Annotated in this window: 16 protein-coding genes; 9 read left to right on the top strand and 7 right to left on the bottom strand. The window is 35.7% G+C overall.

Annotated elements, in window-relative coordinates:
* Positions 1-48 precede the first annotated feature (48 nt).
* From fitC to fitA, 3 genes are read right to left on the bottom strand one after another with little or no spacing between them, the layout of a single operon-like run.
* A complete protein-coding gene (fitC, locus tag AC4BB2_RS00815) occupies positions 49-807 on the bottom strand; it encodes an iron chelate ABC transporter ATP-binding protein FitD (RefSeq protein WP_490473578.1) in 759 nt (252 codons plus the stop codon).
* Positions 804-1,772, bottom strand: coding sequence for an iron chelate uptake ABC transporter family permease subunit FitB (fitB, locus tag AC4BB2_RS00810; protein ID WP_490473577.1), 969 nt, complete (start codon positions 1,770-1,772; stop codon positions 804-806). Before fitB ends, fitC begins: the two co-directional genes overlap by 4 nt.
* Positions 1,769-2,716, bottom strand: a complete 948-nt coding sequence (gene fitA, locus AC4BB2_RS00805) for an iron chelate ABC transporter permease FitA (RefSeq protein ID WP_490473576.1) — start codon at positions 2,714-2,716, stop codon at positions 1,769-1,771. The genes fitB and fitA overlap by 4 nt, the downstream gene beginning before the upstream one ends.
* A 198-nt stretch (positions 2,717-2,914) precedes the next feature.
* On the opposite strand from fitA, the gene AC4BB2_RS00800 reads away from it, so the two are divergent.
* The gene (locus AC4BB2_RS00800; RefSeq protein ID WP_490473575.1) at positions 2,915-3,361 is read left to right on the top strand and encodes a YueI family protein; all 447 of its coding nucleotides are present in this window, start codon (positions 2,915-2,917) and stop codon (positions 3,359-3,361) included.
* Between the two features lie 58 nt (positions 3,362-3,419).
* Here the strand turns inward: AC4BB2_RS00800 and gshAB are convergent, their stop codons facing one another.
* Positions 3,420-5,696 (bottom strand): bifunctional glutamate--cysteine ligase/glutathione synthetase, encoded by a 2,277-nt coding sequence (gshAB, locus tag AC4BB2_RS00795; RefSeq protein WP_490473574.1) that lies wholly within the window; start codon positions 5,694-5,696, stop codon positions 3,420-3,422.
* Between the two features lie 214 nt (positions 5,697-5,910).
* On the opposite strand from gshAB, the gene AC4BB2_RS00790 reads away from it, so the two are divergent.
* The 8 genes from AC4BB2_RS00790 to AC4BB2_RS00755 all read left to right on the top strand — a co-directional run bounded on the left by AC4BB2_RS00790 (position 5,911) and on the right by AC4BB2_RS00755 (position 11,850).
* Entirely contained in the window at positions 5,911-6,405 is a 495-nt protein-coding gene (locus AC4BB2_RS00790) for a cysteine hydrolase family protein (RefSeq protein WP_490473573.1), read from the top strand.
* A gap of 185 nt (positions 6,406-6,590) precedes the next feature.
* Positions 6,591-7,469, top strand: coding sequence for a YitT family protein (locus AC4BB2_RS00785; RefSeq protein ID WP_490473572.1), 879 nt, complete (start codon positions 6,591-6,593; stop codon positions 7,467-7,469).
* A 622-nt stretch (positions 7,470-8,091) separates the two neighbouring features.
* A complete protein-coding gene (locus AC4BB2_RS00780; RefSeq protein ID WP_490473571.1) occupies positions 8,092-8,364 on the top strand; it encodes a DUF3130 family protein in 273 nt (90 codons plus the stop codon).
* Complete coding sequence (locus AC4BB2_RS00775) at positions 8,351-8,728, top strand: hypothetical protein (RefSeq protein ID WP_490473570.1); 378 nt, start codon at positions 8,351-8,353, stop codon at positions 8,726-8,728. Before AC4BB2_RS00780 ends, AC4BB2_RS00775 begins: the two co-directional genes overlap by 14 nt.
* Positions 8,715-10,136 carry a T7SS effector LXG polymorphic toxin gene (locus AC4BB2_RS00770; protein WP_490473569.1) on the top strand — a complete coding sequence of 474 codons (1,422 nt, stop codon included), beginning with the start codon at positions 8,715-8,717 and terminating at the stop codon, positions 10,134-10,136. The genes AC4BB2_RS00775 and AC4BB2_RS00770 overlap by 14 nt, the downstream gene beginning before the upstream one ends.
* 10 nt (positions 10,137-10,146) lie before the next feature.
* Entirely contained in the window at positions 10,147-10,644 is a 498-nt protein-coding gene (locus AC4BB2_RS00765) for a hypothetical protein (RefSeq protein WP_490473568.1), read from the top strand.
* Positions 10,645-10,994: 350 nt separating this feature from the next.
* A complete protein-coding gene (locus AC4BB2_RS00760) occupies positions 10,995-11,591 on the top strand; it encodes a hypothetical protein (protein WP_490473567.1) in 597 nt (198 codons plus the stop codon).
* Positions 11,592-11,625: 34 nt separating this feature from the next.
* The gene (locus AC4BB2_RS00755; RefSeq protein ID WP_490473566.1) at positions 11,626-11,850 is read left to right on the top strand and encodes a hypothetical protein; all 225 of its coding nucleotides are present in this window, start codon (positions 11,626-11,628) and stop codon (positions 11,848-11,850) included.
* Between the two features lie 375 nt (positions 11,851-12,225).
* Here the strand turns inward: AC4BB2_RS00755 and ftsY are convergent, their stop codons facing one another.
* From ftsY to smc, 3 genes are read right to left on the bottom strand one after another with little or no spacing between them, the layout of a single operon-like run.
* A complete protein-coding gene (gene ftsY / locus AC4BB2_RS00750) occupies positions 12,226-13,467 on the bottom strand; it encodes a signal recognition particle-docking protein FtsY (RefSeq protein ID WP_490473565.1) in 1,242 nt (413 codons plus the stop codon).
* Entirely contained in the window at positions 13,468-14,295 is an 828-nt protein-coding gene (locus AC4BB2_RS00745) for a Cof-type HAD-IIB family hydrolase (protein WP_490473564.1), read from the bottom strand.
* 27 nt (positions 14,296-14,322) lie between these two features.
* Complete coding sequence (gene smc, locus AC4BB2_RS00740) at positions 14,323-17,901, bottom strand: chromosome segregation protein SMC (protein WP_490473563.1); 3,579 nt, start codon at positions 17,899-17,901, stop codon at positions 14,323-14,325.
* Positions 17,902-17,908 lie beyond the last annotated feature (7 nt).

Genomic DNA, 17,908 nt, shown 5'->3' with positions numbered 1-17,908 from the left:
TTTCCTCCAATGGATTAGTATTTTGTTTAAATTTTCCGTTCTACTTTTCTAGTTAAAATACATACAAAAACGTTTGCCTTCAATCTCACAAATTCGGATATTCATATCATAGAGTTTATTCAACACTTCTGACTGAATGATTTCATCGGTACTTCCATGAGTGAACAAGCGACCGTCTTTCATTGCAACAATTTCATCAGCATAGCTAGCCGCAAAATTGATATCATGAAGAACAATTACCACTGTTTTACCAAACTCATCTACTAATCGTCGTAACGTCTGCATCATTTGAACCGCAAAGTTCATATCCAAATTATTCAACGGTTCATCTAGTAAAATATAATCGGTGTCTTGAGCCAAAACCATAGCAATATAGACACGCTGTAGTTGTCCACCTGATAATGTATCAATCAATTCATCAGCTAAATCCATCAACCCAAGATTTTCCATCGCCTCTTCAACTTTTTTGTGATCTTCTTTTTTCAAGCGACCTTTACTGTAAGGGAAACGCCCAAAATTCACTAATTCTCTAACCGTAATTTTCAAATTAATGCCATTTGCCTGTTTTAAAATCGATAATTTTTTAGATAGTTCACTTTGTTTCCATGTTTTTACTTCGTTATGATCTAAATAAATCTCACCGGTATCTTTAGGAATCAAGCGACTCATCATGGAAAGCAACGTACTTTTCCCTGCACCATTTGGACCGATAAATGCGGTCAATTTTTGCTCTGTAATCGGTAATTGAACTTCTGAAACAACCATCTTTTCACCGTATCTTTTCGATACATTTTTGATTTCTATCATCCCCGCTGCTTCCTTTCGCTTATAATTTTTCCAACAAAATATAATCCGCCGCCAAATTCAATCACAATACTTAATGTCGTGTTCAACTGGAAGACTTGCTCCACCAGAAATTGACCAAAAACTAACAGTAAAATCGATAATAAGCTCCCGCCTAGAAATAATTCACGATGTCTGTATGTGCCCATTAACTGATAACTCATGTTAGCTACAATAAATCCAAGAAAGGTCACAGGACCCACTAGTGCAGTTGATAATCCAATCAAAGCACTAATCACAGTTAATAGTACAAATTGAAATCTAGGAATATTGATTCCTAAACTCGTTGCTTGATCATTCCCCAGATGCAACACATCTAATGCATGACTTTTCACCCATAAAAATCCTACTAAACAGGCAATCAAAATCCCTGCAATCATCAGATGCTGGCTATTCACATTACCAAAGCTTGCAAATAGTTTTCCTTGCAGTAAATCGTACTCATTGGGGTCCATCGCAACTTGTAAAAAAGTACTGATACTATTAAAAAACGTACCTAAAATAATACCCACCATCAATAATAAAAACAGATCATTACCGCTTTTTTTCAACAGGAAGCGAGATAAAATAATACTTGCTGCAACCATCAATAATACATTAAACAAAAAGGTCGCTATCGTCTCTTTTCCTAAAAGCTGCTGCCCACCTAAAAAGAAAAATAATAAGGTCTGAATAAAGACATATAAAGAATCCAAGCCTAATATATTTGGTGTCAAAAAATGATTTTGTGTCATCGTCTGAAAACTGATTGTTGAAAATGTTGCAGCAATCCCTACTAACACAAATGCCAGTAGTTTTTTCCCTCTAAGCTCTAAAGCAAACGCCCAATTTCCATAGGTTTTATAAGATAAGTACAAGGCGCAAACCACAATTACTGCAATCAACAATAAACTAATTTTTACTGCTGATGACTGGAAGAATTTTTTCATGCTGTTTTCCTCCTCATCAGTAATGCGATAAAAATAAAGCTGCCTAATACACCCACAACAACACTCACTGGAACTTCATACGGCGCAATCACCACTCTGGCTAATACATCGCATGCTAGTAAAAAGATACTTCCTCCCACCGCTGTGATCGCTAAGGTGTTTTTCATATGATCGCCATAACGCATTGATACAAGATTGGGTACAATCACGCCTAAAAAGGGAATATTCCCCACCATGATCAAGACCACCGCACTAGATAAAGCTACGATGCCTAAACCAAATAACTGAATACGTTGATAGTTCAATCCCAGGTTTGTCGCCATATCTTCTCCCATACCGACAACTGTAAAGCGATAGGCAAACAAATACGTAACGACCAATAAAGGAATCGTCAGATAAAGTAGTTCATAATTACCTTTCATTACTGTTGAAAAATTTCCCTGCAGCCAAGAAGACATGTTTTGGACTAGCTGAAATTGATAGGCAAAAAATGTCGCTACCGACCCGATGATATTTCCAAACATTACACCGACTAGTGGAATCATGACTTGATTTTTCGCAGGTAAAAAACGTGTTAAATAAATAAAAACTAATGTGCCGAAAAACGCAAACAAGAAAGCGACGAATGAACGAAACAATAGTGGTGCGCTAGGAAAAAGAACCATTACAAATAAAATCCCCAGACGTGCACTGTCCATCGTACCTGCCGTACTTGGCGAAACAAATTTATTTTGTGTTAAATGCTGCATGATCAATCCAGATATACTGATTGTACTTCCAGCAATGACTAAACTAATTGTTCGAGGTATCCTCGTTGTTAACAATACTAATTGTTGCTGTGAATCCCATTGAAATAATTGTGTCAGAGAAATATCTTTCACTCCGACAAAAATAGATGCTACAATCAAAAGGAGTAAGAGAACAAATAGGCCTATTTTTTTCATATACTCGCTCCGTCTTTCTAATTGAGAATGATTTTCATTCTTGTTCTTAGTCTATGCGAAAATCATAATAAAAGCAATACTTTTCTGTCTTTTTCCATTCTCATTTAGCGAATAAATTCAGTTCTGTCAGGTGCTTTCCACTTATTCTATGCTATAATCTGAATCAAGACTATTTAATGGAAGCAGGTTAGATAATAAATGGCACAAGATGACTTACAGAAACATTTAGATAATGCAATGTATGGCGCCCCATTGCTTAAACCAGAAGAACAACGAAAATATATGGGAACTTTTCGTGAACGTTGTTACCTGACTATGACGATTACACAGATGAAAAACACTGAAGACAAAGCAAACTTCATAAAAGAGTTGACCTTACATCCAGATGCCACAATTTTATTAAACGGCACAATGGATATTACGCTACAATCCAACTATATTAAGTTGATTAATGACAAACAAATAAAGTTTACTGTAGTAAACGATTTTGTAACCAACACACCCGATGCTTTAGGATTAGTTTTAACAGCTAAAGAAGCAGTAAATGAAGAGGTTATTGATATTGAAGAAAAATATCCTAAACAACCTTCTGTTACAGAAACAAAATCACCTAAAAAAAGTTTCTGGCATAAATTATTTCGTTGAACATAAAAAGGGCTATCAAAACTAAACAGTTGTTTTGATAGCCCTTTTCCGTATTGTTTTATTCCTTCTCAAACAACTCAGGATACAACATCTTCAACACATCCATCGTCAAATGACGGCCTTTTCCTCCATGAGGATATGCATGCATATGCATCGCTGGATTGAAGTTTCCTTCTATAATTCCATATGTTCGACTGTTCTTGCTTCCTTTAATCGATTTATCCGGCACGATCAAATCGATTCCACAGATTTTTGCCCCTAAAGCTTGCACAGCTTCTACTGCGATTTGTTTATAACTTTCATCAAAATCATCCGTCACATCAATGGAGTCTCCACCAGTGCTGACATTTGAGTTTTCTCGTAGATAAACAATCTGATCTTTTTTAGGAACCGATGTCGTCAATAGATTTTGCTCTTTTAACATCAAACGTTCTACATCACCTAGCTGAATAATCTCTAACGGCGAACGATGATTGGTTCCTCTTAATGGATCCAGATTTTTTTCTGCCACTAATGCTTCAACAGAACGAACCCCATCGCCTACCACATTGGCCGGCACCCGCAACATGATTGCCCGCACTTGGTCATCTAAAACAAAGAAACGATATTCTGTCCCTGGCAAAAACTCTTCAATTAAAACAGCTGAATCTTCTTTAAACGCCAAATTCAATGCTTCAGTATAATCAGCTAAAGAAGCGCCCTCTTTAAAAATCGTGATACCTAAACCATAATTCGTTGTTTTAGGTTTGATTACAAACGCTTTTTCCGAATACTTCACATAAGCTTGTTCCGCACCCTCAATTGTATCAAACTCATCTCCAGCCGGCACATTGAATCCAGCTTCTGCGAGAACCTTTTTAGTGACCGTCTTATTCTCCATAATCAATGGAACAATGTAACTATCTTTACTAGTCATATTGGCATTTTTGACATACTCAATATGATCGTTGTGTTTAAGTTTTAAAAATTGCTCTTGTTCATCTAATATTTCTACCTCTGCACCTTTTTGAATGATATCAAATAAAAACAGCTGTGTGGATAATTCCATATTTCTAAAACCAGCTAATTGATACGGGCGTTCAAAAGCCATTGATTGATACTCTTTTCCAAAAACGATCCCTAAATCTTGATTAGAATTGCTTTCAATGATCGTCCACATTTTCCCAGCAATCGTCAAGTCCGGTGTCCGCAGCTGAGTGCGATGAACATCTACTGATTTTTTAGCACTAAACAAACCTAATGCTTCAATCATCTCATCCATCTCAGCAAAAATTCGGTCACCTTCCGCTAAAAGTTTTACCTGAGCAAAAGGATGTCCTAAAGCGACTTGCTCATTTAAAAAGTCCCCAGTAGCTACCCAATCATTTGGCGCCTCTTTTTCATCTGTCCACAATAAATACAACATAAACAAATGAATAAACTCAAGGGATTCTTCATCTACTCCTAAAGGAGCAAACGGATTTAAGTCTAAATTTCTTAATTCAATATAACGAATACCTGTTTTAGGCAAATCAGCCATTTGTTTACCACCGCGTAGTCTGACTGCTGAGTAGAATTCTTTTTCTTCTGATAAGATACCATTTTCAACCATCCGGTGAATGTCATTGATGTAATGCTGTAATGACTCATAGGATACTTTGACATTCTCTCTATTTTTATACCCAAATGTGCTGTTACGAATACTTCTCATTGGTTCTTTTGGGCGATCTTCTTGTTCTGTAAAATAACCTACTTCACTTACTGGAGAAGCTCCAAATAAATAGGTGATTAACCAACGATAACGTAAATAATTGCGTGAAACTTTCATATATAAAATGTTTTTGAACTCTTCGATTGTTTCGTATTCTGTTTGCTCCGAAAATAATTGTTGAACCAACTCGATAGCATACTCAAAATTAAAATGAATACCGCTGACCATTTGCTTACGTTTGCCATATTCTCTGGCTAAATAGCGGCGATATAAAATCCCTTCAAATTGATCGAGTTTGGCTATTTTGATGTCTTCATCTTTTTGAGGTAGTTTTGGCGGCATACTTAACGGCCAAAGCATCTCATGTTTATTCATTGAACGTAAAGCTACATCGTGAATCGCTGCAAGGTAACGCAGCATTTCATGAATAGAATTAGCCACTGGTGTAATCAATTCCATTTGTGTTTCGCTAAAATCGGTTTGAATATATGGATGATACGAACGATTCCCCAAAACTTCTGGATGATCAGTTGTCGCTAATTGACCATCAAATGTCGTACGTTGACTTTCTTTTTCTAATCCAAATCGTGCCGCCATAATATATGGACGTACACTCTTTTGCTGTAACAACTCTTTAAATTTCATACTGTCGCCTTTCTTCCCTGTAATTATCCCATTACTAACCATTATATAGAAAAAGAGAAGCAAAAAGAATCTTTTCGCTTAAATTTTGTTAAAATCAAACAAACTTTTGTAAACTTATGAAAAATATTTACTTTCCCTTAACGAATAGTCTGCTTTTTTATAGTCATTCTTTATTGTATACTAGAAAAAATAATTGAATAAAAGGAGCCAAGTAATGACAAATAAAGCGTTGATAGTGATCGATTTACAAAATGGTTTAAATAGCTTGGGAACTGGTTTATTTCAGTTAAATGATGTACTAATTGGCGTTAACCAGCGCATTACTGATTACAGAGAAAAACACTTGCCGATTATTTTTATTCAACACGAAGATGAAGAGTTGGTCCCAAATACTCATGCATGGCAGCTTTTTGATGGGTTGGATGCTAGAGAAGAAGATTTCTATATCGGTAAAACCCACGCCAATTCTTTTTTCAAAACAACATTGAATGAGCTATTAGATGAACATGTCATCACTGAGCTGGAATTTTGCGGAGCACAGACAGAATATTGTGTAGATACAACCATTCGGATGGCTCACGGGTTAGGTTACCGTAGTTTTATGAAAAAAGGACTAAGTACAACTCTCAATAATGATTTATTAGGCGCTAAAACAATTATTGCTCATCATGAAAACCTTTGGGATGGACGTTTTTTAACCTTTATTTGATTCAAAGGCTATTTTATATCACCTTACCACAACTATCTCATCAAAAATTAAAATTATCTCATGTATCTCCTAGTTATTCATGATAGTATAACTAGGGGTTATTTGTTGAACCATTTTTCTTTTGCTCTTATTTTCCGTTCAACATTGACATACCAGTATTCTTTGAAAATGGAGGAATGTATAAAATGAAATTTACAAAAAAACAAATCCAAGACACTTTATATGTGACGATTGGTTCTTTTATTTTAGCAGTATCAATCAATTCGATTTTACTGCCTAACAAAATTGTTGCCGGTGGTGCCAACGGAATCAGCGTGGTAATCAACTATCTTTTTGGCATCAACCCAGCATTGGTTTTATATGCAATTAATTTGCCATTATTAGGACTTTGCTTCTTACTTTTGGGTAAAGAAGTTGGAATTAAAACGATTTACGGCAGCTTGATTTATCCCTTCTTTGTAGGGATTACCACTCATTTGCCTGTGCTTACTCATAATATTTTTCTAGCAACAATATTTGGCGGCATCTTGACAGGTATCGGTTTAGGTCTAGAATTTAGAGGCAATGCCTCAACTGGTGGAACAGCGATTATTTCACAAATTGTGAATAAATATTTTAAAATTTCACTTGGCGTGTCGATTCTATTTGTGGACGGATTAGTGATTTTATCAGCTTTATTCGTTTTTAATACTGATACAGTATTATTCTCATTGATTTGTTTATACCTTATTGGACGCGTGGTTGACATGGTTCAAGTCGGCTTTGTCCGTTCAAAAAATGTGATGATTATCTCACCAAAATATGCTGAAATCAAAGAAAAAATCTTAGTCGATATGGACAAAGGATTAACAATGGTTCCAATCGAAGGTGGATATCAAAAAAATCCAAGCATGCTAATGATGACCGTCATTAGCGAAAAAGATTTTGCTCGAATCAAAGAAAATGTTTTAGCCATTGATGAAGAAGCCTTTATTGTTTCCATGAATGCCAGTGAAGTTTTTGGTAAAGGATTTAGTTTGAAAAAAATTGCCGAAGATTACGGAATTGAAGCGAATAACTTGTAAAAGAAAAGTGGAATGAACCGTTTAGACCTCGAACAAATTAGAAAACTGTGGAGAAGATGCTTTTTATCTTCCCCACAGTTTATCTATTTGTTGAGAGGTCTGGTTCATGCAACTGGATTATAGAAAAGTGGAACAAAGCGCTTAGCTCTCATGAAAATTAGGAATAAATAATTTTCTCTGTATGTTAATTGTCTCCCTAATAATAAAATTAATATACAGAAAAAAGCATAAGATACACTCCACCCTAGAGAGTTGAGTTCTCTAGGGGTTTTTCGTGGGCTAATGTCGCCGTCATTTGTTTTACTTCTTCTTTTTGGTTTTTAGCCAATACTCAAACAAAGAGATCAATATCCCTACAGCTACAAGCACCTCCTTCTAGTCGTAAGGCTGTCAGATAGACGACAATATAAAATACGATACTTCACTTCTATTAAATTATTCCTCTTGCACTCTTGAAACATTTCTTTCAATTCCGAACTGGTCCCATTAATAAATAACTGTCATATTATCTACTAAAAAAACATTAATATTACAAAAAAATACAAATAAATCACATTAACAAACAAAAAAATATTGTTTCATCCTCCTAAGTCATATAAACTTATAACAAAGGAGTGATACAATGATTAAAAATGATTTAGGGGTTGCAAACAGCATCTCATCAAAACTGGCAAGCAGTGGTTCTTTGACCTTCTCGCCTAATCCAGCGATTCATTATTCTGCCAGTAACGCCATGACAGGTCTTCAATCTTGCCTATCAGAAGCAAGTGAAGTTGTTCAATTATTATCAGCAAATATCAACGCTGATAGCCAAAACATTCAGAAAATAGGCATGGCGCTCTATCAGGCTGACCAAGCTGCAAAGCAGATGGGAGATGCCCTTGGAATTAAATAAAGAAGAAATGATCAAAGACATTCAAACACAAAAAGAACAAGTAGAAAACGAACTGCTTTTCGTAAAAAAGCAAAAACAAGAATTAGAAGACTTTATTGAAGAATGGCAACATCACAGCCGTGAAGAACAAGCTATTCTAGAAGAAATTACTTACCTTAGTGAAGGAACCCATTCGCAAAGACATGCGACAATGTCACTTATGAATCACGAGGAAACTACCCGCAAAAGCCAACGATTATTTGATGATTTTTATGAAGAAGTAGAAGGCTATCAAACAACTTTAAGGCAAAAAGAACGTACGCTTGAAGAAGAAGAACAAGAAATCCACTTGCAAAAAGAGGTGTCTGACGATGCCGAAGATTGATTCATTTGAATTAGAAGCTGCCGCTTTAAAAATCTCTTCAGATCGTTTGAACCTATTACCTAAGTTTGCTTCTGGTAAAGAAGCTGCGTTGGAATTAACAGGTTCACCAGCATTAGACGGAACTGCTTGGAGTAATACAAAAAGCTATTTCCAAGCCTACCCCGCTGTTACAGATGGCGTAGGGAATACCTTAAATACCTTAAGTGATACCTTAACCAATTATCTCGGTGCATTTCAATCTGAAGTTGGTTCACCCAAACATCAGCTAAACACAGAAGAATTGATCGACTTGAAAAACAAACTTGAAAGATTGCAACGTAGAAAACAAGAGATGATCGATGCCTTCAATAAATTTCCCTTAGCCGAAATGCTTGGCGGTGGAATCGTGCAACAATTAAACAATCTAGATATCGACTCCACTCAAAAAGAAATCGACATTCTAGAAAAATACCAAACATTTGAAGCTGCACATGGTAATGATTTCGATGAAGTAAAAAGCTTACTTTCCTCATTGAAAACAGGCTTAATGCAAATGGGCGGACAAAAGATCGTCGGTAATCCCGCCAATGGCTACGTCCCGAGAAATTATACCAAACAACCTTGGATGCAAAAACTAAAAGACTTCAATGCCAAACAACCAAAAGATCGAATTGACTTTATCGCCTACCCTTCTGACAATCACGGTGGAAAAGAGTTTGTCGTGTATAAAAATGGGATGCCTGATAAAGAGCTAAATATGAAATTGGCACAATTAATAGCCGCTGATGCATTAGGTATATTAAAGGAACTATTTATAAATGATCCTCATCGTTTCTTCGTTGGAATTGACCCCGTTACTGGAAATAAAGTAACGTTTGAGGAATGGTTGAAAGCTGGTTTTTGGACAGCTTTGGATTTACTACCTTTAGCAGAAATGTTGAAAATAGGGAAAAATATTAAGCTAGGCAAGAACGTGCTTGATGGGGTATCATTGACTGAGAAAGAGTTGGAGATATTCTCTAAGATGCAGGGCATTGGTGATTATACTGTTGTTGAGAAAGTTGCTGGGGCTAAAACACCTAAAAATATTGAAATTAAATATCCTTTGAGCAAAAAAAATCAGTCACATATAAATAAACACAATATTGACTCTTTAAAAAAACAATCTCAATATTTAACAGATCAACAATTGGCTGAAAAATTAGAAGGGAGCAGTTTCTTTAATTCTAATTGGAGTAAAGATGATATAAATAAATATGTAGAGATTGCTTATAATGATTTATTAGCACAAGGGAAAACAGGAGATACGTTTCTTTATACAATTAATGGAGAAAATATAAAAATTTATATTACACCCGATGGTAAATTTGGTACAGCTTATGGGACACATAGATATACATTAGATGAGTTTAGAAATCTTTTGAAATAAAGGAGAATATATGTTTAAAATAAATTATAAATTATTTAATATAGATCAAAATGATGATTTGAATGGTGAAAATGGATATTTTAATTTTGTTGTTGACGGTGAGAGTTATGGAATTATTATCAATGATGAAATAGATGATTTTTCGGTATCTGTATATGACTGGTTTAGTAGTTTCCTGAAAGCTTTAAAGATATTAGAAACACACAACTATATATTAATTAATGATATTGAATCTTTTAATACATGGATTGAAATAAGCAAAAAAGAAGAATATGTATACATTAGTAAAGTAACCGGAGATAAAGTTGGTGCTGGTGCACTCATTCGCAAGGAGAAACTTTCTGATATACAATATAATTCATGGGAAAATAAAAAGGTTCTATTTTCTGATTTCAAAATAGAAATTTCAAAAAAATCAGCTAATTATTTAGCTGACTTGATCAATTTAAATTCTTTAGAAAATAATAAAGTATTAGAATTAAATAATTTAATTCATGCGGTAAATTGAAATAGATAAGTGAAGTTTTTGAAAATACATCAAAAACTCTACAAAGGAAATATTTTGTTAATGCGTTAGAAAAACTACAGAAAATTGTCCAGATTTAGATTTTGAGTTGGATATTTCATTTGCAAAAGAATCATTAAAAAACTAAATCAACAAAACTTTGAATTAGTATTCTATAACTCACTAATCAAGTTACCAACAGCCAATCATATTCAAGAAAAAATTAAAAACTTGTTGAAACGGAATTAGTATAAAATTACTAATTCCGTTTTTTCGAGTAAAAGAATCTTCGGTAATCACGGAGGAAAAGATTTTGTAGTGTATAAAATGGGATGCCTGATAAAGAGCTAAATATGAAATTGGCACAATTAATAGCCGCTGATGCATTAGGTATATTACAGGAACTATTTATAAATGATCCTCATCGTTTCTTCGTTGGAATTGACCCCGTTACTGGAAATAAAGTAACGTTTGAGGAATGGTTGAAAGCTGGTTTTTGGACAACTTTGGATTTATTACCTTTAGCAGAAATGTTGAAAATCGGGAAAAATATTAAGCTAGGCAAGAACGTGCTTGATGGGGTATCATTGACTGAGAAAGAGTTGGAGATATTCTCTAAGATGCAGGGGATTGGTGATTATACTGTTGTTGAGAAAGTTGGTGGAGCTAAAGATGTTATTAAAAATAACTTAGGCAAAGAAATAGATATAACCCCCTCTAAAGCTCATACTAAGGTCAATAAAAACCCTGGACCATTTGGTGAACCTAATAGTAGTGTAGATATTTTAGATTCTAAAGGAGAACTTACTACAAGACGGTTTTATGATGAAACAGGAAAAGCTGTACGTGATGTTGATATGACAAATCACGGTAATCCTAAAAGACATCCTGAGTATCCTCATGAACATAAGTGGAAGTACGATCCTAATGGAAAACCTACTAGAGAATAAAAAAATATATATGGAATATGGAGGTTTATAAATTATGGACTATAAAGAAATGGAAGAAAGCATAGGTTATGGAGAAGAATACAATTTTTATTATAACGATAAAGAATTTTGGATTAGTCAAAATTCTGATGGAAATTACTTAACTGAAATTGGTGGAGAAACTCAAGAGTTTAAAAACTCAGAAGATTTGTTGAATAATGCACGAATAAAGGGGAAATCTATTCGTGAGATTTGGGAAGAAATAAAAGATCAGTTTTAAAATAAAAAGGTACTTTACTATCCGATTGTAGTCGGATAGTAAAGCCTTGATAGTAAGCGGACACTCACTAATCAAGTTACCAACAGCCAATCATATTCAAGAAAAAATTAAAGACTTGTTGAAACGGAATTAGTATAAAATTACTAATTCCGTTTTTTCGAGTAAAAGAATCGTCGGTAATAACGGTGGAAAAGATTTTGTTGTGTATAAAAGGTGTGACTGATATTGAGTTGAATATACAGCGTAGACAAGATGCTGCATGAACTATTTATTACCAACTCAATCACAAAAAACCAGTTTTTGAACATCCGTCTATTTGACGCATTCAAAAACTGGCTCTTAAAATTTGAACTAAAAATCATACCTAGTCTATCTTTACTCTTCTTCCTTCAACAATCCCTTAAACAATCCAATCGCAAAATCATTTGCATCAAACGGCTCTAAATCATCAATACCTTCACCAAGCCCGACTAATTTCACTGGTAAATGCAGCTCATTACGAATCGCTAAAACGATTCCGCCTTTTGCTGTACCATCTAGTTTCGTTAAAACTAATCCAGTAACATCTGTCGTTTCTTTAAATTGTTTAGCTTGTGACATCGCATTTTGTCCTGTGGTTGCATCTACCACAAGTAACACTTCATGTGGCGCATTCGGCAATTCACGTTGAATCACGCGTTTGATTTTATCTAATTCATTCATTAAATTGACTTTGTTTTGTAAACGTCCTGCTGTATCTACTAGTAAAATATCAGCATTCTCAGCTTTGGCACGATCAACCGCATCAAAAACAACCGCCGCTGGATCGCCACCTGCATTCCCCCGGACAACTTCTACACCTGCACGTTCGCCCCAAACAACTAACTGATCAATGGCGCCTGCTCTAAAGGTATCTGCCGCTGCCATTAACACTTTTTTACCATCTTGTTTGAATTCATGGGCAAGTTTTCCGATACTGGTTGTTTTACCAACACCGTTAACTCCCACAAATAACATTACAGTTAATCCGTTTTCCTGAATATTCAAGGCATTATTTTCTTCGATGCCTTCTGCTTCATATAAATCAACCATTTTTTCAATGATTGTATTTTGAACAGCCGCTGGTTTTTTCACGTTGCGTAGTTTTACTTCTTGACGTAAAGATTCTGTGATTTTTATAGCTGTATCAAAACCTACGTCAGCTCCAATCAACGTTTCTTCTAGTTCTTCGAAGAAGTCTTCGTCAACTGAACGGAAATTAGCGAATAATTCATTCAAACGTTCCCCAAATGTTTTGCGGGTTTTCTCTAACCCTTTTTCATACTTTTCTTGGAGGATGATCTCTTCTTCTTGTTCTTCAATAATTTCAGGATCAACAAGTTCTTCTGCTTGAGTCATAGGGTTTACAGTAATCAGTGGGTCAACTTCTGGTTCTGCTTCCAATTTTTCTACTGATTCTTCTGCTGGTTCAAGAGATTCTGGTTGTTCTTGTTCAGTAGTTTCTTGGTCTGCTTGTGTTTTTTCTGGTGTTGACTCTTCTTCGCCAGCTTCTTTCAGTGTATCATCTGTTTCGAATTCAGCTGGTTCTGTTTCTTTTTCGTTCATAAACGCTTTTTTTATTTTATCGAAAAATCCCATTTAATTCCCTCCTCTCAATGGTTCTAAAACAAATTTTTCTACGGCTTGTGCTACACCGTCATTATCATTTGTATCTGTAATCACATCTGCTAAGTCCTTGACTTTAGCTACCGCATTTTCCATCGCTACGCCAAGTCCTGCATATTCGATCATCGGCAGATCGTTTTCTTCATCGCCGATGGTCATGATCTCTTCTTGTTTAATGCCTAAATCTCTAGCTAATAAAGAAATGCCATATGCTTTAGTGATTCCTTTTGGCATAAATTCTAGTAGATTACTTCTAGTTTTGATCACTTCGTAGCGTGTATAAATGGCGCTTGGTATTTTTTGGATTTGCTCATCTAAATAGGTTTCCTCTACTGCAATAACTGCTTTATTGTAGATTCTATCTGCAGTTAATTCAGCTAATTCATAGGATTTATAGGTCAATAATTTATTTAACTGACTATACAATGATTCATAATCTTGTGTCGTTGGTAATTGCAACACAAGTCCATCCGATAAAATATCCAAAGGTACATTCAGTGATGACGCCAATTGAAATAAGTCATGGACATTTTCTAAAGGCATGGTTGCTTTTTCGATGATTTCACCTGTATCATTTTTTTGAACCAAACCACCATTGAAGGTAATACTGTAATCTCCATTATCCCGCAAGTTCAATGCATCTAAATAAATGCCAATTGCAGCTAACGGCCGACCTGTACAAATAACGATTTTAACACCTGCAGCTTTGGCTTGTGCCAACGTTTCTTTATTCCTTACAGAGATTTCTTTTTTACTATTTAATAATGTACCATCTAAATCGATAGCGATTAATTTAATCAATCTGCCTCATCCCTCCATCATATGAAACTATGTTTCGGCAACGATTGCGCCGCCTTCTTTTACTTCTTCTAAACGAACAGAAACGATCTTCGATACACCAGATTCTTGCATTGTTACACCATACAAGACATCAGCGGCTTCCATCGTTCCTTTACGGTGAGTAACCACGATAAATTGCGTATCATCTTCAAATTCACTTAAATAATGACCAAAACGAGAAACATTGGCATCATCTAATGCGGCTTCAACTTCATCCAAAACACAGAATGGTACGGGTCTAACACGAATGATAGAGAATAATAACGCAATCGCTGTTAAAGCCCGTTCACCACCGGAAAGTAAGCTTAGATTTTGTAATTTTTTACCAGGAGGTTGTGCTTCGATTTCTACCCCAGTATTTAATAAGTCTTCTGGATTGGTTAATATTAGCTCTGCCCGACCGCCGCCAAACATATTTGGAAATACGACTTTAAATTGGGCACGAATTGCTTCAAAAACTTCACTAAAGCGAGCTTTGACTTCTTCATCCATTTCCCCCATCGTTTCAAATAACTGCTCTTTAGCATCTAATAAGTCATCACGTTGAGAGACTAAAAACTCATGGCGTTCATTGACTTGCTCGTATTGTTCGATAGCATTTAAATTGACTGGGCCTAAGCGTTCAATTTCACGTTTTAGGCGTTTTACTTCGATTTTGGCTTGCTCTTTGTCGATCGTCAGTTGATAATCTTCGCTTGCACGTTCAAAGGTCAAACTGTATTCTTCTTGCAGATATTGCAATGAATTATCTAGCTTAATTTCTGAACGATTTTTCTCAACTTCGATTTTTGTTTGTTCCGTCAATAAATGTTGTTGTTGTTTATTTTCTTCGGCTAAACCTGTGTCAATTTGATCAACTTGTTCTTGTAATTGTTGACGAGCGGTTTTCGCTTCTTGGACACTGGTTTGTAATTGTTCTTTTTTCTCTGCTAGTTGTTCTAATTGAACTGCTAAGCTTTCTTCTGTCACTTGATGATCTGTTGAGTTGTCATTCAATTGTTGTAATTGTTGACGTAATGCTGTTTCTCTAGCTAAGAATTCATCTAACTGCGTTTGTCTTTCTGCAGTTTGTTCTGTTAGATGTGCAAGCTGCTCTGTTACAACAGCTTGATCGGCCTGAACTTGGTTGAAACGTTCAAAGGCTTCAGCACGTAAGGTTTCCATTTGGCTCGCTTCTTGATCCACTTGCTTCATTTCTTGATCTAAGCGATCTTTGGTTTGATTCAGCTCTTGTTGTTGTTCTGTTAGTTCTTCTTTTCTAGCTTGATATTCTGTTAAAAATTGATGCAATTCACGGGCTTCAAATTCAAAAAGACGTTTTTCTTTGGTTAAACGAGTAATCGCTTCTTCTTGATTCGCCAGTTTATTTTGCAGCTCTTGTTGTTTCAAACGACTTGTTTCACCCGTTGAACGTAACTGCTCTAGTTTTTCATTAAGTTCTTTGACTTCATCTGTCAACTGCTGTACTTCTTTTTCATTGATTGTTAATTGTTTTTCAAGACGCTCCATTTGTTCGGTTAAAGTTTGAAGTTCTTGGGTTTGAGAAAATAGGCTGCCTTGATTGCCTCTTTTGTTGGCACCACCTGTCATGGAACCACCTGAGTTCATGACATCACCATCTAAAGAAACAACACGGTATTGATAGTTCACAGCTTTCGCTAATTGGTTAGCACTTTCTAACGTTTCGGCTAACAATGTCACACCTAAAAGGTTTTGAATCACATTGCTGACATCATCAGAGAAATGGACTAACTCACTAGCTATTCCTAGAAAACCTTGAACGTTGCTGACACGATCACGAACGGCACTTGAGACATTTCTTGGTTTGATTGTTGTCAATGGCAGGAAAGTTGCCCGACCACTATGCTGTTGTTTCAAGAACGTAATTCCGGCACGACCATCTTTTTCTGTTTCTACAACCACATGTTGAGCGGCTCCGCCTAAGGCTGTTTCAATGGCTAAAGTATATTCTTTAGGTACATCAATCAACTCTGCAACTGCTCCAACAATTCCAGTTAATTGGTCTTTATGTTTTAAAACAGCACGAACCCCTTGATAAAATCCTGAGTAATTTTCTTGGATTTCTTGTAAGCTTTTTTGACGTGCTTTGGCTTGTTGAACTTGGTTCATGGATTGATACATATTTTTCTGTTTTACAGCCAATTGCCCTTGCTTTTGGTCTAGCTGATTCTTGAATTGTGTATATTGTTCTCTTTGTTCTATTAATGACTGATCTGATGCGGCTAAATTTTCTTCTACTTGTTCTTTTTCAGTTAGGGCATCTGTCATTTGTTTTTCTAAGGCTTCATGTTTTTGGATAGATTGTTGGTTTTTAGCCGTCTCTTGTTGATACTGACGTTCTAAATATTTTAGATCGTTCGTTGTATTGGCTTGTTCTTGCATCACTTCAACATATTGGCTGCGTAACTCTTCCAATAATTCTTTTGAAGATTTGCTGTACTTTTCAACTTCTATTTCTGAGGCTTTGATTGCTTCGACTAATGATTCACGTTGGGCTTTTTTCTCAGTAACTTTTGTCTGTAACTCTTGAACTTCTTCACGATAACGTGTGATTTTCTCGGCATTTTCTTCTAGTGATTGTTGATACTCACTAGTTGTTTGCATCGTGTGTTTTGATCGTTCAACTAGGACATCTTTTTGTCCTTCGGTTTGTTTTAAGGCTTCTGTAATTTGTAGCAGCTGTTGTTGTTCTGTTTCGATTTGTTCATCTAATTTATTACGTTTGCCTCGCAGTTGGAACAGCTCATCTTCTGAATGACGGATCTTTTTGCTCGTCGTCTGTAACTTTTCTTCAATCGTCGCAAGTTCAGCTGTTTTGATTTCCCAGATTTCTTTTGCCGCTTCAATTTCAGTTACCATCAAACTAACATCAATTTCAGTCAATGTCTCTTTCAGTTTCAAGAAGGTTTTAGCTGCTTCACTTTGTGCAGCAAGAGGTGTCAATTGATCTTCTAATTCATAGATGATATCTTGTACACGGCTTAAATTATCTTCTGTTTCAAAAAGTTTTTGCTCAGCTTTTTTCTTACGCTGTTTGTACTTCAACACTCCAGCCGCTTCTTCAAAAATACCGCGGCGATCTTCTGGTTTGCTATTAAAAATCGCTTCAACTTTCCCTTGAGAAATAATCGAGAATGATTCTTTTCCTAAACCAGAATCCATAAATAAATCATGGATATCTTTCAAACGGCAGGCTTGTTTATTGATGAAAAAATCACTTTCACCTGTTCTGCGGTATCGACGTGTGACACTGATATCGGTAAAATCTAGTGGTAAAAAATGATCACTATTGTCTAATACAACCGTTACTTCGGCAATATTCAACGCTTTGCGACCTTCAGAACCAGCGAAAATAATATCCGGCATTTTGCCTCCGCGAAGACTTTTAGCCGACTGCTCGCCTAAAACCCAACGAATCGCTTCAGTGATATTACTTTTTCCGCTGCCATTAGGTCCGACAACAGCCGTAACACCATTTTCAAAATCTATAACGGTTCGATCCGCAAAGGATTTAAATCCTGCGATCTCAATTCGTTTCAAATACACGAATAAA

Source organism: Enterococcus sp. AAFC-DPL-5146, assembly GCF_058216635.1.
Note: the sequence above shows the minus strand (reverse complement) of the source record. Positions and strands in the feature narration are given on the sequence as shown.

Bases quoted from the DNA above. Each gene is read 5' to 3' on its own strand.
- gshAB (WP_490473574.1), bottom strand. From the start codon at position 5,696: ATGAAATTTAAAGAGTTGTTACAGCAAAAGAGTGTACGTCCATATATT.
- AC4BB2_RS00765 (WP_490473568.1), top strand. From the start codon at position 10,147: ATGTTTAAAATAAATTATAAATTATTTAATATAGATCAAAATGATGAT.
- AC4BB2_RS00770 (WP_490473569.1), top strand. From the start codon at position 8,715: ATGCCGAAGATTGATTCATTTGAATTAGAAGCTGCCGCTTTAAAAATC.
- AC4BB2_RS00755 (WP_490473566.1), top strand. From the start codon at position 11,626: ATGGACTATAAAGAAATGGAAGAAAGCATAGGTTATGGAGAAGAATAC.
- fitB (WP_490473577.1), bottom strand. From the start codon at position 1,772: ATGAAAAAATTCTTCCAGTCATCAGCAGTAAAAATTAGTTTATTGTTG.
- AC4BB2_RS00785 (WP_490473572.1), top strand. From the start codon at position 6,591: ATGAAATTTACAAAAAAACAAATCCAAGACACTTTATATGTGACGATT.
- fitC (WP_490473578.1), bottom strand. From the start codon at position 807: ATGATAGAAATCAAAAATGTATCGAAAAGATACGGTGAAAAGATGGTT.
- fitA (WP_490473576.1), bottom strand. From the start codon at position 2,716: ATGAAAAAAATAGGCCTATTTGTTCTCTTACTCCTTTTGATTGTAGCA.
- AC4BB2_RS00800 (WP_490473575.1), top strand. From the start codon at position 2,915: ATGGCACAAGATGACTTACAGAAACATTTAGATAATGCAATGTATGGC.
- ftsY (WP_490473565.1), bottom strand. From the start codon at position 13,467: ATGGGATTTTTCGATAAAATAAAAAAAGCGTTTATGAACGAAAAAGAA.
- AC4BB2_RS00780 (WP_490473571.1), top strand. From the start codon at position 8,092: ATGATTAAAAATGATTTAGGGGTTGCAAACAGCATCTCATCAAAACTG.
- AC4BB2_RS00760 (WP_490473567.1), top strand. From the start codon at position 10,995: ATGAAATTGGCACAATTAATAGCCGCTGATGCATTAGGTATATTACAG.
- AC4BB2_RS00790 (WP_490473573.1), top strand. From the start codon at position 5,911: ATGACAAATAAAGCGTTGATAGTGATCGATTTACAAAATGGTTTAAAT.